This is a genomic window from Rhodococcus sp. RDE2 (assembly GCF_020885655.1).
In the GTDB taxonomy this organism is placed as follows: Bacteria; Actinomycetota; Actinomycetes; order Mycobacteriales; family Mycobacteriaceae; genus Rhodococcus; species Rhodococcus pyridinivorans.
In genome coordinates this window covers 2,122,179-2,135,395 of record NZ_AP025186.1, presented here as the reverse complement: position 1 = coordinate 2,135,395, position 13,217 = coordinate 2,122,179, and the positions used below count along the sequence as shown (strand labels likewise).

The 13,217-nt window shown below is 70.1% G+C and carries 12 protein-coding genes; 5 read left to right on the top strand and 7 right to left on the bottom strand.

What is annotated here, in order from left to right; genetic code table 11:
* Positions 1-129: 129 nt before the first annotated feature.
* A complete protein-coding gene (locus LPH33_RS09930) occupies positions 130-621 on the top strand; it encodes a hypothetical protein (RefSeq protein ID WP_186455159.1) in 492 nt (163 codons plus the stop codon).
* The gene (locus LPH33_RS09925) at positions 618-1,061 is read left to right on the top strand and encodes a ferritin-like domain-containing protein (protein ID WP_016691202.1); all 444 of its coding nucleotides are present in this window, start codon (positions 618-620) and stop codon (positions 1,059-1,061) included. Before LPH33_RS09930 ends, LPH33_RS09925 begins: the two co-directional genes overlap by 4 nt.
* Positions 1,062-1,084: 23 nt before the next feature.
* Here the strand turns inward: LPH33_RS09925 and LPH33_RS09920 are convergent, their stop codons facing one another.
* Positions 1,085-1,744 (bottom strand): O-methyltransferase, encoded by a 660-nt coding sequence (locus tag LPH33_RS09920; RefSeq protein ID WP_229567949.1) that lies wholly within the window; start codon positions 1,742-1,744, stop codon positions 1,085-1,087.
* A gap of 103 nt (positions 1,745-1,847) precedes the next feature.
* Positions 1,848-3,581 (bottom strand): proline--tRNA ligase, encoded by a 1,734-nt coding sequence (locus LPH33_RS09915; protein ID WP_229567948.1) that lies wholly within the window; start codon positions 3,579-3,581, stop codon positions 1,848-1,850.
* 53 nt (positions 3,582-3,634) lie between these two features.
* Here LPH33_RS09915 and yaaA point away from each other — a divergent pair, with 53 nt between their 5' ends.
* Positions 3,635-4,378, top strand: coding sequence for a peroxide stress protein YaaA (yaaA, locus tag LPH33_RS09910; RefSeq protein WP_145691793.1), 744 nt, complete (start codon positions 3,635-3,637; stop codon positions 4,376-4,378).
* Here the strand turns inward: yaaA and LPH33_RS09905 are convergent.
* From LPH33_RS09905 to mqo, 4 genes are all read right to left on the bottom strand, one after another.
* Positions 4,371-5,453, bottom strand: coding sequence for an FUSC family protein (locus LPH33_RS09905; protein ID WP_160876472.1), 1,083 nt, complete (start codon positions 5,451-5,453; stop codon positions 4,371-4,373). The two genes, yaaA and LPH33_RS09905, sit on opposite strands and share 8 nt — an antisense overlap.
* Before the next feature lie 91 nt (positions 5,454-5,544).
* Positions 5,545-6,966 carry an MFS transporter gene (locus LPH33_RS09900; protein WP_202400147.1) on the bottom strand — a complete coding sequence of 474 codons (1,422 nt, stop codon included), beginning with the start codon at positions 6,964-6,966 and terminating at the stop codon, positions 5,545-5,547.
* Between the two features lie 59 nt (positions 6,967-7,025).
* Positions 7,026-8,288, bottom strand: a complete 1,263-nt coding sequence (gene cobA / locus LPH33_RS09895) for a uroporphyrinogen-III C-methyltransferase (RefSeq protein WP_088897305.1) — start codon at positions 8,286-8,288, stop codon at positions 7,026-7,028.
* Between the two features lie 96 nt (positions 8,289-8,384).
* On the bottom strand, positions 8,385-9,911 hold the full coding sequence (gene mqo / locus LPH33_RS09890) for a malate dehydrogenase (quinone) (RefSeq protein ID WP_026060946.1): 1,527 nt from the start codon (positions 9,909-9,911) through the stop codon (positions 8,385-8,387).
* A 187-nt stretch (positions 9,912-10,098) separates the two neighbouring features.
* Here mqo and LPH33_RS09885 point away from each other — a divergent pair, with 187 nt between their 5' ends.
* Both LPH33_RS09885 and mtr read left to right on the top strand, forming a co-directional pair.
* Positions 10,099-11,169 (top strand): alpha/beta hydrolase, encoded by a 1,071-nt coding sequence (locus tag LPH33_RS09885; RefSeq protein ID WP_016691210.1) that lies wholly within the window; start codon positions 10,099-10,101, stop codon positions 11,167-11,169.
* The gene (mtr, locus tag LPH33_RS09880; RefSeq protein ID WP_229567947.1) at positions 11,166-12,539 is read left to right on the top strand and encodes a mycothione reductase; all 1,374 of its coding nucleotides are present in this window, start codon (positions 11,166-11,168) and stop codon (positions 12,537-12,539) included. Before LPH33_RS09885 ends, mtr begins: the two co-directional genes overlap by 4 nt.
* A gap of 91 nt (positions 12,540-12,630) precedes the next feature.
* Here the strand turns inward: mtr and LPH33_RS09875 are convergent, their stop codons facing one another.
* Positions 12,631-13,197: an alpha/beta fold hydrolase gene (locus LPH33_RS09875; RefSeq protein WP_037189752.1), complete on the bottom strand. Its 567-nt coding sequence runs from the start codon at positions 13,195-13,197 to the stop codon at positions 12,631-12,633.
* Positions 13,198-13,217: the final 20 nt, after the last annotated feature.

Genomic DNA, 13,217 nt, shown 5'->3' with positions numbered 1-13,217 from the left:
GTCGCAGCGGACAGCGGGCCGGAACGGATGCGTACCGGCAGACATCAAGCCTAACCCGCGTTTCGTGCTGCCGTGACCAGGGCGGCGTCCTTCACCGGGCGAGGAGACTGGCAGGATGGTCCGGTGCCGATGTCACTCGACCGTCCCACCCTCTCCCGACGAACCCTCCTTCGATGGTCGTCGGTCGCCGTCGGCGGGTTCGGAATAACGACGATCACCGCGTGCGGCGCCTCCGACGAGGATGCCGCCGAACCCGATCCGCTGGCGGGCCAGGCGACCCGCGCCCGCACCGACGCCGCGATCGCGACCGTGCTGGTCGCGCGGGCGCCGGAGCTGTCCGCGGCGCTCACCACGATCGCGGCCGAACGGACCTCCCACGCCGACGCGCTCGAGGCCGAGATCGCCCGGATGGAGGGCGCCACCACGAGTTTCACTCCCCCGTCGACCACCGTCACCACCCCCGCCGGGGAGCTGCCGACCGTCGAGGAGCTCCGTGAGCGGTTGAACCGGTCGCAGCGCGAAGCCGCCGACCTCGCCCGCACACTCTCGGGTTACCGCGCGGGCCTGCTCGCTTCGATCAGTGCCTCCTGTGCCGTGCAGACGGCGGTGATGTTGCCGTGAGCTCACCCGAACTCGGTTCCGAACAGCAGGCCCTCGTCGACGCGCTCGAGGCCGAACACGCGGCGGTCTACGGATACGGCGTGATCGCGGCCTTCGCGGATCCCGCCCGCGCGGACGCCGTGGCTGAGGACACCGCCGCGCACCGCGCACGACGTGATGCGACGGTCGAGGCTCTTCGTGCCGCCAGCGTCGAGCCGCCGGTCGCGGCACCCGGTTACACCGTCCCGTTCCCGGTGGTCGACGCCGCGTCCGCCGCGCAGCTCGCCGAGCAGATCGAGAGCGACACGGCGGTCGCGTGGCGCTCGGTCGTCGAGCGGGCACGCAGCGAGGCCACCCGGGCCACGGCCGTGGGTGCACTCACCGAGGCGGCGCTGCGGGCGGCACGGTGGCGGCAGAGCCGCGGGGTCGTGCCGTCGGTGGCCTTCCCCGGTCAACCCTGATCCGGTCGGCCCCGAAGCACGGGTCACCCGGTCACGACCGCCAGCGCGAAGCCGTCCCAGCCCTTCGTCCCCACGGTCTGCAGCGCCGTCGCGTCGAGACGCGGCTCACGGGCGAGCAGTTCGAGCACGTCGCGCGACGCGCGCACCCGTTCGTCGTCGCTGTCCGGGTCGACGATCGCCCCTGCCCGCACCACGTTGTCGACGACGATGACGGTGCCGGGGCGTGACAACCCGAGGGCCGCGCGCACGTAGTTGCTGTTGTTCTCCTTGTCGGCGTCGATGAACACCAGGTCGAAGGGATCCTCGTCGACCAGGCCCGGCAGCGAGTCCAGGGCGGGGCCGACCCGGATGTCCACGCGGTCACCGACGCCGGCTCGGTCGAGATTGCCGCGGGCCACCTCGGCGTGCTTCGGCTCGTATTCGAGGGTGACCACCCGGCCGGACTCCCCGACCGCCCGGGCGAGCCAGATGGTCGAGTACCCGCCGAGGGTGCCGATCTCCAGGACCCGGCGGGCACCCCGGATCCGTGCGAGCAGGTGCAGGAACTTGCCCTGCGGCGCGGAGACGTCGATGGGCGGCAGTTCCGCTGCGGCGTTCGCCGCGAGCGCCGAGCTCAGCGCAGGATCGTCGCCGATCAGCGTGTCGGTGAGGTAGTTGTCGGTCGCACTCCAGTTGTCGGCCATGCACCTCATTGTGGTTCGGCGCGCAGCGCACCACGGCGACTTCTGCCACACGCACCGGTGCCCCCGCGACGACAGGTCGCAGGGGCACCGGAATGCGAGTGTGTCAGCGGGTGACGATGCGCTGGACGACCTCACCGATCGGCAGTTCGTCGGCATCGCCGGAGAAGCGATCGCGGACCTCGACCTTGCCGTCCGCGAAGCCGCGGCCCACCACCACGACCAACGGCATACCGAGCAGCTCGGAGTCCTTGAACTTCACGCCGGGCGACGCCTTGCGGTCGTCGAGGAGCACCTCGAGGCCGGCGTTCGAGAGTTCCTCGGCGAGGTTCTCGGCGCCTTCGCGGGCCTGCTCGTCCTTGTTGGCGATCACCAGGTGCACGTCGAACGGCGCGATCTCCGACGGCCAGCGCAGACCCTTCTCGTCGTGCTGCTGTTCGGCGACCACCGCGACGAGACGCGACACACCGACGCCGTAGGACCCCATGGTCGGACGGACGGGCTTGCCGTTCTCGCCGAGGACGTCCACCGCGAAGGCGTCGGTGTACTTGCGGCCGAGCTGGAAGACGTGGCCGATCTCGATACCACGGGCGGAGACGAGTGCGCCGGCTCCGTCGGGCGACGGATCGCCGTCGCGCACCTCGGCGGCCTCGATCGTGCCGTCCGGGGTGAAGTCGCGACCGGCGACCAGCCCGAAGACATGCTTGCCCTGCTCGTCGGCGCCGGTGATCCAGCTGGTGCCGTCGACCACGCGGGGGTCGACGAGATAGCGGACACCGTTGGCGAGCAGCGCCTTCGGGCCGATGTAGCCCTTGACGAGGAAGGGATTGGCCTCGAAGTCGGCGTCGGTGAGCAGCTCGACCTCGGCGGGTTCGAGCGAGGCCTCGAGGCGCTTGTCGTCGACCTCGCGGTCGCCGGGGATGCCGATGCCGAGCAGTTCCCAGTCGCCACCGGGCTGCCGGACCTTGACCATGACGTTCTTGAGCGTCTCGGCCGCGGTGACCTCCCGGCCGAGGACCTCCGACGCCACAGCGACGAGCGAGGCGATCGTCGGGGTGTCGGGGGTGTCGTGCACGACCGCCTCGGGCTGTCCGTCGATCGGCAGCGGTTCGGGCGCGAGGGTCTTCACCGCTTCGACGTTCGCGGCGTAGCCGGACTCGAGGCACCGCACGTAGGTGTCCTCGCCGGCGGGCGAGTCGGCCAGGAACTCCTCGGAGGCGCTGCCGCCCATCGCGCCGGAGGTGGCCGAGACGATCACGTACTTCACGCCGAGGCGCGCGAAGATGCGCTCGTAGGCGTCGCGGTGCGCCTTGTACGACTGGGACAGGCCCTCGTCGGTGAGGTCGAAGCTGTAGGAGTCCTTCATGACGAACTCGCGACCGCGGAGGATGCCGGCGCGGGGACGCTCCTCGTCGCGGTACTTCGTCTGGATCTGGTAGAGGGTGACCGGGAAGTCCTTGTAGGAGTTGTACTCACCCTTCACGGTGAGCGCGAAGAGTTCTTCGTGGGTGGGGCCGAGGAGGTAGTCGCCACCCTTGCGGTCCTTCAGCCGGAACAGGCTGTCGCCGTATTCCGTCCACCGGTTGGTGGCCTCGTAGGGCTCGCGCGGCAGCAACGCGGGAAGAGCGATCTCCTGCGCACCGATGGAGTTCATCTCCTCGCGCACGACCCGCTCGATCTGCCGCAGCACCCGCAGGCCCAGAGGCAGCCACGAGTACACACCCGGCGCGATACGTCGCACGTATCCGGCTCGGACCAGCAACTTGTGGCTCGCGACCTCGGCGTCGGCCGGGTCGTCTCGGAGGGTGCGGAGGAACAGGTGCGACATGCGGGTGATCACGACCCTGCAGCCTACCGTGGCCGCCTCGAGTGACGTCGGTACGGTTACCGGTTGTGCTGGTGCTTCTCCCCCCATCCGAAACCAAGTCCGACGGCGGCGACGGCGGTCCGCTCGATCTCGCCGACCTGTCGATGCCGCAGTTGACGGAGACGCGGGAGATGCTCGTGCAGGCCCTCGTCGACCTCGCCGCCGACCCCGAGGAGTCGAGCCGCGCACTCGGGCTGGGCGCGAAGGGCGCCGACGAGATCGAACGCAACGCGAAGCTGTGGGTCTCCCCCACCCGCCCGGCGCTCGAGCGGTACACCGGGGTGCTGTACGACGCGCTCGACGCGGGAGCGTTCACGAAGGCGCAGCGCGACAAGGCGTACCGGCGCCTCGGCATCGGATCGGCGCTGTTCGGCGCGGTCCGCGCCGCGGATCCGATCCCCGCCTACCGCCTCTCCGGAGGGTCGAAACTGCCCGGCTTCGGCACGTCGAAGTCGGTGTGGCGGAACGAACTCACCGACGCGCTGGTGGCCGAGGCCGACGGCGACCTCGTGGTCGATCTCCGCTCCGGTGTCTACCAGCAGCTCGGTCCCGTGCCGGGCGCAGTGACCGCCACCGTGCTCACCGAGCAGCCCGACGGCACCCGCAAGGTCGTCAGTCACTTCAACAAGCACCACAAGGGCCTGTTGGCCCGCGCGCTGGTCCTCACCCGCGCGGAGCCGAGCGACATCCGAGCACTCGCCCGCGTGGCGTCGAAGGCGGGACTGAGGGTCGAGGTGGAATCGCCGACCGAGCTGGTCGTGCTCACCTGACCTCGAGTCCCATCGCCGCGACGATCCGGCGGGCCGTGTGCAGGACGGCGCCGAGTCGCGCGGTCAGGACCAGGTCGTCCGATCCGGTGGCGAACCGCTCGAGCTCGGTGAGGTTGCTGCGGCACGCCCCGTCGGGGTCGACCTCGCGGCCCGCCCCCACGGCGTCGACCATCTCGGCGAGTGCGTCGAGCATCGCTGCGATCCCCGTCCGCAGGCGGTCACGGTCGGCTTCGGCGAGGTCGGCGCCGAGTACCGGGTCCAGAGCGTGCGCGAGTTCCTCGACTGCGCTGGACACCGACGAGAGGTCGTCGAGTGTCCGGTCCCAGCGACGTGCCCATTCCCCTGCCCGTGCGGCCGCGGGGCGCGGGTTCATCCGGGTACTCTCGTGCGCCCACCGCGATTCGTCGAAGGCTCGCTGCACGAGACCGTCGATGCCCCGCGCGCGCTGCACCCAGTCCCGCACCCCCGACGATCCCTCACGGCATCCGGACGCCATGTCCCGCAGCAGGTCGCGCAGCTCACCGGTGAGTTCGCGGGCCTCCTTGCCCGCCGAGTACACCGGTGGGAAGACCAGCGCCGTCACGGCCACGCCGATCGCCGCGCCGATCATCGTCTCCGCGAGTCGCTCACCGAGCAGGATCGGACTGTCCGAAGCGCCCGTCGCGATCACCAGCAGCGCCGTGATCGCCACCCAGATGCCGCTGGCCCCGAACCGCCGCCAGCGACCCGCGAAGTAGCCGACCGCAACGGCCGACCCGATCGCAACGGTCGTCGACTCCACGAGCCGTGTCACCACGACCGCGACCAGCAGACCCGCAACCACCGCCCCGACCTGCACCACCGCCTGCTGGAGCGAGCGCACGAGCGTCGCCTCGACGAGGAAGACCGCGACGTAGGGCGCGAGGAATGCCTGCTGGAAGTGGAAGACCTCGGTCACGACCAGCCACGCGACGACCGCGGCGAGCGTGGACCGGAACGCCTGGAGGGCGACGTACCGCTCGTGTCCGGCCTCGCGTACGGCCCGGACGATCCACGATCCGACGAATCTGCCCCGTTCGAGAACACCGACCTGCATGAGTGCCGGGTACCCGGGGTTCGGGTACGGCAGGCGTGAGCAAACTCATCCGCCGCAGCAGTCGCCTGTCCGCCGAGCGCCGGTCCGGCGGTCAGGAGGTCTGTGCGGCCTTCTCGGCTTCCTGCGCCTGCGCGACCTCTTCGGGCGTGAAGCGGATGAACAGGGCCGCGACGCCGGCGATCACCGCGCACACCGCGCAGCCGACGAGCGCGAACATGTATCCCTTGCCCTGGGCGACGAGCTGGGCATCGGTCATGTCGGCGACGGCTCCGGAGACACCGCCGAGCGACATCGTCCGCGAGGTGGCCATCGCGCCGATCACGCCGAGGCCGACCGGACCTCCGAGGGTCTGGGCGACCTGCGCGATCGCCGAGAGCGGTCCGATCTCGTGCGGTCCCACCCCGGAGATCGCGCACAGCGGCAGCGGAACGACGGCCAGACCGACACCGAAGCCGACGACGAGCACCAGCACGAACAGGGTCGGGAAGTAGCGGACGCTGCCGTCCATGGTCGAGCCGTAGAGCAGGCTGACGGTCATGATCGCCGAGCCGGTGACCACGAGCCAGCGCGGTTCGATCCGGGCGACCAGCTTCGACGACACCGCGGCCGCGCCACCGAGACCGAAGGCGAACGGCACGAAGGCCAGGCCCGCGGCGAGCGGGCTGTAGCCGAGGATGTCCTGCACGAACAGGGCGACGAAGGCCGCGAGGCTGAACATCACGGCGCCCGCGAAGAAGATCGCCACGAAGGTCGCGACGCGGTCCTTGTTGCGGAACAGCACGAACGGCAGCAGCGGGTTCTCGGCCCGTCGCTCGACGAGCAGGAACACTCCGAGCAGCACGAAGCCGGCGACGATCGCGCCGATCACGGAGGGGCTCGCCCAGCCCAGTTCGGGACCCTCGGTGAGACCGAAGACCAGGCCGGTGCAGCCGAGCGTCGCGAGAACGGCTCCGGGCACGTCGAGCGCGAGGCGTTCGGAGACGGTCTCACGCAGCGCGATCGCGGCGAGCACGACGATGAGGACGCCGATGGGGACGTTGATGAGGAAGATCCAGCGCCACGACACCTGGGTGAGCGCACCACCGAGGATCAGTCCGGCGATGGACCCGACACCGGTCATGGCGGCGAAGACCGCGATGGCGCGGTTACGTGCCGGACCTGCGGCGAAGGTCGTCGCGACGAGCGCGAGGGCGGTCGGTGACGCGACCGCGGCGCCGACACCCTGCAGCGCGCGGGCGCCGATGAGCATCGCTTCGCCGGTCGCCAGACCGCACAGCAGTGACGCCAGGGTGAACAGACCGACCCCGCCCATGAACATGCGTTTGCGCCCGTAGCTGTCGCCGAGACGACCGCCGAGGAGCATCAGCCCGCCGAAGGCGAGGGCGTAGGAGGTGAGGACCCAGTTGCGACCGGCGTCCGAGAGTCCCAGATCGCTCTGCAGCGGCGCGAGCGCGAGGTTCGCGACCGTTCCGTCGAGCACGACCATCAACTGGAGGCCGCTGAGGACCAGCATGGCCAGAGCGACCGCGCGGGTGGCCGACGGATGCGAGGTGGCTGACACGTGACCCAACGTTACCCACCGTCCGAGTCGGAGCCGGTCTGCGGATCGAGTCCGAATCCGGCCACCGGCCCGATCACGATGATCGCGGGCGGGCGCACGGCCTCGTCCCGGACGCGCTGCGCGACGGTCGACAGGTCGGCACGCACCACTCGCTGGCTGCTCAGAGTGCCCTCCTGCACGACGACCACGGGGGTGTCGGTGGGGCGCCCGCCGGCGATCAGGGCGTCGGCGAACTGCTCGATGCGTTCGACGGCCATGAGCAGGACCAGGGTGCCGCGCAGCTTGGCGAGCGCGTCCCAGTCGGTGAGCGAATCGGGGTGCCCGGGTGCGACGTGACCACTGACCACGACGAACTCGTGGGTGACCCCGCGGTGGGTGACGGGGATCCCGGCCGCGGACGGCACGGAGATCGCGCTGGTGATGCCGGGGACGACGGTCACCGGGATGCCGGCCGCAGTGCAGGCTTCGAGTTCCTCGTAGCCGCGTCCGAAGACGTACGGGTCGCCGCCCTTGAGCCGGACGACGAACTTGCCGGCCTTCGCGCGGTCGATGAGGGTGTCGTTGATGACCTGCTGGGCCATGGCCCGCCCGTACGGGAGCTTCGCCGCGTCGATCACCTCGACGTGCGAGTCGAGTTCCGCGAGCAGCTCCTGGGGGGCGAGATGGTCTGCGACGACCACGTCGGCGCGGGCGAGGAGACGGCGGCCGCGCACGGTGATCAGATCGGGATCGCCCGGTCCTCCGCCGACGAGGGCGACACCGACCGGCTTCGGCGCGGTCTCCGCGAACTCGGTGACGGCTGCTCCGGCGAGGGCGTCGCGGATCGAGGTGCGCACCGCGGCGGACCGGCGGTGGTCGCCACCGGCGAGCACGCCGACGGTCAGTCCCTCGTAGCGGGCCGTGGCGGGGGTGACGGCGCTGCCGTGGCGGGCGTTGTCGGCGCGGACGCAGAAGATCCTGTTGCGTTCGGCCTCGGCGACGACCGCGGCGTTGGTCTCGGGTTCGTCGGTGCAGGCCATGGCGTACCACGCACCGTCGAGGTCGCCGTCGCGGTAGTCGCGCAGGTCGAGGGAGATGCGGCCCTTCGTCGCCATGCTCTCGACCACGGGGGTCGCGGCCCGGGCGACGACGTGGACATCGGCACCGGACGCGACGAGCAGACCGAGACGCCGCTGCGCGACGCTGCCTCCTCCGACGATCACGACGCGGCGTCCACGAAGATCGAGTCCGACCAGGTAACTGGTCTCGTCCTCAGCGGCAGCGGACACGGGCATCTCCCCATCTCTCGTGTCGGGGCGAATCCGATCGGACCCACCTTCAGGACACCTGTGGCCCGGGCATCGCCTCGGGCCACAGGTGCAGTGATCGGATCAGACCGCGGCGGCCTCTGCGGGCGCCTCGGCGACGGTGTCGGAGACGACGTCGAGCTGCAGCGATTTCGTGCTGTGGTCCCAGACCTGGCGGAACAGGTCGGGGTTGTCGGACAGCTTCACGCCGAGCGACGGGACCATCTCGCGGAGCTTGGACTGCCAGCCCGCCCACTGCTGCGGGAAGCAGCGCTCGAGGACGTCGAGCATGGCCGGAACGGCCGTCGAGGCACCCGGTGACGCACCGAGCAGACCGGCGATCGATCCGTCGCCCGCGTTGACCACGGCGGTACCGAACTCGAGGACGCCGCCCGCACCCTTGCGGCGGATGACCTGCACGCGCTGACCGGCGACGATGAGCTCCCAGTCCTCGAGGCGCGCCTCGGGCACGAACTCGGCGAGGGTGCCGATGCGGTCGGCGGGCGACTGCATGAGCTCACCGACGAGGTACTTGACCAGGCCGAGCTCGGTGACGCCGACGCCGAGCATCGACATCAGGTTGCCGGGCTTGACCGACTTGGGCAGGTCCATGATGCCGCCCTGCTTGAGGAACTTGGGCGACCAGCCGGCGTAGGGACCGAAGAGCAGGCCCTGCTTGCCACCGATGACGCGGGTGTCGAGGTGCGGCACCGACATCGGAGGGGCACCGACTGCGGCCTTGCCGTAGACCTTGGCGCTGTGCTGCGCGATGACCTCGGGATTGGTGCAGCGCAGGAAGGCACCGGAGACGGGGAAGCCGCCGAAGCCCTTGATCTCCTTGATGCCCGACTTCTGCAGCAGGTGCAGCGCGCCACCGCCGGCGCCGACGAAGACGAACTTCGCCTGGACCTTGCGCGACTCGCCGGTGCGGCGGTTGCGGACCTTCACGATCCAGCTGCCGTCGGACTGCTTGGACACGTCGGTGACCTCGTGGCCGAAGAAGACGGTGCCGCCGGAGGCCGCGACGTGGTTGATGAGCTGCTTGGTGAGGGCGCCGAAGTCGACGTCGGTGCCGGTCTGCGTCCAGTTCAGGGCGACCGGGTCGGAGAAGTCGCGGCCCTTGCCCATCAGCGGCAGGCGCTCGGAGAAGACCTCGGGGTTCTCGGTGTACTCCATGCCCTCGAAGAGGGGGTGGCCGGCGAGGGCGTCGTAGCGGGCGCGCAGGTACTTCACGTTCTCGGCGCCGTGCACGAAGCTGACGTGCGGGACCGGGTTGATGAAGTTCTTCGGGTCGGACAGGATGCCGTTGTCGACGGCGTACGCCCAGAACTGACGCGAGACCTGGAACTGCTCGTTGACGTTGACGGCCTTCGCGATGTCGACCGAACCGTCCGGCTTCCCGGGGGTGTAGTTGAGCTCACACAGCGCGGAGTGGCCCGTACCGGCGTTGTTCCAGGGGTCGCTGCTCTCGGCGGCCGCTGCGTCGAGGCGCTCGAACGCGGTGATCGACCAGTCGGGCTGCACCTGACGCAACAACGCACCGAGGGTTGCGCTCATGATGCCCGCGCCCACGAGCACGACGTCGGTTTTCGCTACTACGTTCTCTGACACTGGGAAATCGACTTCCTTGTCTGGTTCGCACGCGCCGCCGAAGTACGTAGGTACCGTCTCGCGTGGGTGTCCCGTCAACGCGGCGCGCGAATGCGACCGACAGGTTACCCGCGCGTGGTCCGGCGTTTCATTTCACCTCATTGTGTACCCATGAGCGCTGGTCGGCGAACACACCTAGGGTGTGATAGTGACTACTTGGCGTCCTGACGTCCTCGGAGACGGCTACGAGCAGCTCGAACTGCCGCTGGGCACCGACCCCGACGGCGAAGGCGAGATCTCGGCGACCCTCGTGCGCTACCAGCCGACGACCACCGATCTCCCCGACCGTGCGGTGCTCTACGTCCACGGCTTCACCGACTACTTCTTCCAGCAGCACCTGGCCGAGCACTTCGCGGCGCGCGGCTACCGCTTCTTCGCGCTGGACCTGCGCAAGTGCGGCCGATCCCGGGCACCCGGGCACACTCCTCACTTCGTCACCGATCTCTCCCACTACGACGCCGAGCTCGACGAGGCGCTGCGCGTGGTCCGCGAGGAGGTCGGTGGCGGTGTGCTGCTGGCGGCCCACTCGACGGGCGGACTGGTCCTTCCGCTGTGGCTCGACCGGCTCCGTCGCCGTCCCGGGGGTGTGGCCGCGACGGGCATCGTGGGTCTCGTCCTGAACAGTCCGTGGTTCGACCTGCAGGGGCCGTCCTACCTGCGCAATGTCGGCACGGCAGCCATCGACGTCGTCGGCCGCCTGCGGCCCCGCGCGCTCATCCCGCTGCCGAAGACCGAGGCCTACGGACGCAGTCTGCAATCCGACGGCTGGCGCTACGACCTCGACTGGAAGCCCCTGGCCGGCTTCCCCGTCCGGTTCGGCTGGTTGCGTGCCGTGCGGCGGGGCCAGGCCGTCCTGCACCGCGGGCTCGACATCGGGGTGCCGTCGCTGATCCTGCGATCCGGTGCGTCGCGCTCCGCTCCGCGGTACGACGCGAGCGTCGACACCCTCGACGCCGTCCTCGATGTCCGCCAGATAGCCCGATGGGCGGGTTGCCTGGGCAACCGCACGACGATCGTGCCGATCGACGGTGCCCGTCACGACGTGTTCCTGTCCACACCCGGTCCCCTGGCGGAGGCCTTCCGGGAATTGGACCTGTGGCTGGAATGGTTGGACGGAGCGGACGAGGCGGACACCTCCGGTTCCCGAACCGAGACCGACGACTCCGCCGGCTCCGCCACCGTTTCCGTACTGCACCGACCCATGGGAGAGCACGCGTGACCCACTACGACCTCGCGATCATCGGCACAGGATCGGGGAACTCGATCCTCGACGAGCGGTACGACGGAAAGCGCGTCGCTCTCCTCGAAGAAGGCACCTTCGGGGGCACCTGCCTCAACGTGGGCTGCATCCCCACGAAGATGTACGTCTACGCCGCAGAGGTCGCCCACACGGTCCGCACCGCGTCGAAGTACGGTGTCGACGCGTCGATCGACGGGGTGCGGTGGAACGACATCGTCGACCGGGTGTTCGGTCGCATCGATCCCATCGCTGCGGGCGGTGAGCGCTACCGCCGCGAGGACTGCGCGAACGTCACCGTCTACGACGGTCACGCGCGGTTCGTCGGCGAACGCCGCATCGACACCGGAACCGGCGAGGTGATCACCGCGGATCAGGTGGTCGTCGCGGCCGGTTCGCGACCTGCGATCCCGCAGGACGTCCTCGATTCCGGTGTGAGATATCACACGAGTGACGACGTCATGCGGCTGCCGAAACTGCCCGAGTCCCTCGTGATCCTCGGGACGGGCTTCATCGCGATGGAGTTCGCCCACGTCTTCTCGGCGCTCGGCACGCGGGTGTCGGTGGTCGCGCGGACCGACCGGTTGCTGCGGCACCTCGACGCCGACGTCTCCGAGCGGTTCACGGCGCTCGCCGCGGCCAAGTGGGACGTCCACCTCGCCAACCCGGCCCGGGCGTTCCGTCCGGTCGGTGACGGAGTGGAGGTCGAACTCGCCGACGGCACCGTCGTGAGCGGCGACGCCCTGCTCGTCGCGACGGGCCGGCAGCCCAACGGAGACCTGCTCGACGCAGCGGCGGCCGGCATCGAACTCGATGCGAAGGGCCGGATCGTGGTCGACGAGTTCCAGCGCACGTCCGCTGCGGGCGTGTTCGCGCTCGGCGACGTGTCGTCGCCCTACCAGCTCAAGCACGTCGCCAACCACGAGGCGCGGGTCGTCCAGCACAACCTGCTGCACGACGCGTGGAGCGGCGGCACCGCGGGTCTGCAGCGGACGGATCACCGCTACGTCCCGTCCGCGGTGTTCACCGATCCGCAGATCGCGTCGGTCGGTCTCACCGAGACCGAGGCCCGGCAGGCGGGATACGACATCTCCGTCAAGATCCAGGACTACGGGAACGTCGCCTACGGCTGGGCGATGGAGGACACCGAAGGCTTCTGCAAGCTGATCGCCGACCGGTCGACGGGTCTGTTGCTCGGCGCCCACATCATCGGGGCGCAGGCGTCGACGGTCATCCAGCCGCTCATCCAGGCGATGTCGTTCGGTCTGCCCGCGCGGGAGATGGCGACGGGCCAGTACTGGATCCACCCGGCGCTGCCCGAACTCGTCGAGAACGCCTTGCTGGGTCTCTGAACTCGCCGGGGTCTCCGAACTGTTGGGCCCCTGAGCACCTCATCGATGCCGTGTGGCCTGCTGCCCGTCCGGGCGGCAGGCCACACGCGTCTCACCAGCTTCCGGTGCGCAGCGCGATCGCGGACGCGAAGTCGGTGGGCGCCTCGGCGGGCACGTTGGCGACACCGGCGAGTTCGACCACCCGGAACTCCCCCGTCACGTAGCGCATCGACGCGTCCGCTTCGGGTCGGCGCGATGCATCGCCCACGACGACCGTGGTGGGCACCTCCGCGGGCGGCGCCGACTCGTCGCGCACCGTGCCGTCACGATCCGGGACCGCGGGATGGCCGCGGTCGGCGACCACCAGGCTCGCGAACCGTCCGAAGCGCCCTGCGGCGACGGCCCATGCCAGCTCGGCTCCCGCGCCGCTGCCCGCCAGATGAACCCAGGGCAGGGCGAGCGCGTCCAGTAGGGCGAACACGTCGGCGGGCGCGAGCCCGTCGATCTTCTCGACCACGATCGTCCGCAGGTCGGAGGTGTGCAGCCGCTCGCACACGACGTCGTACACACCTGCGTCCTCCCCCGCGTCGGGGAAGAGCAGCACCGTGTAACGACTTTCGGGGCCGCCGATCCGAACCTGCACGTCCCCACCGGGCGTGGTCACCGTCCTCGATTCCATGGGCAAACGCTACATGGCCG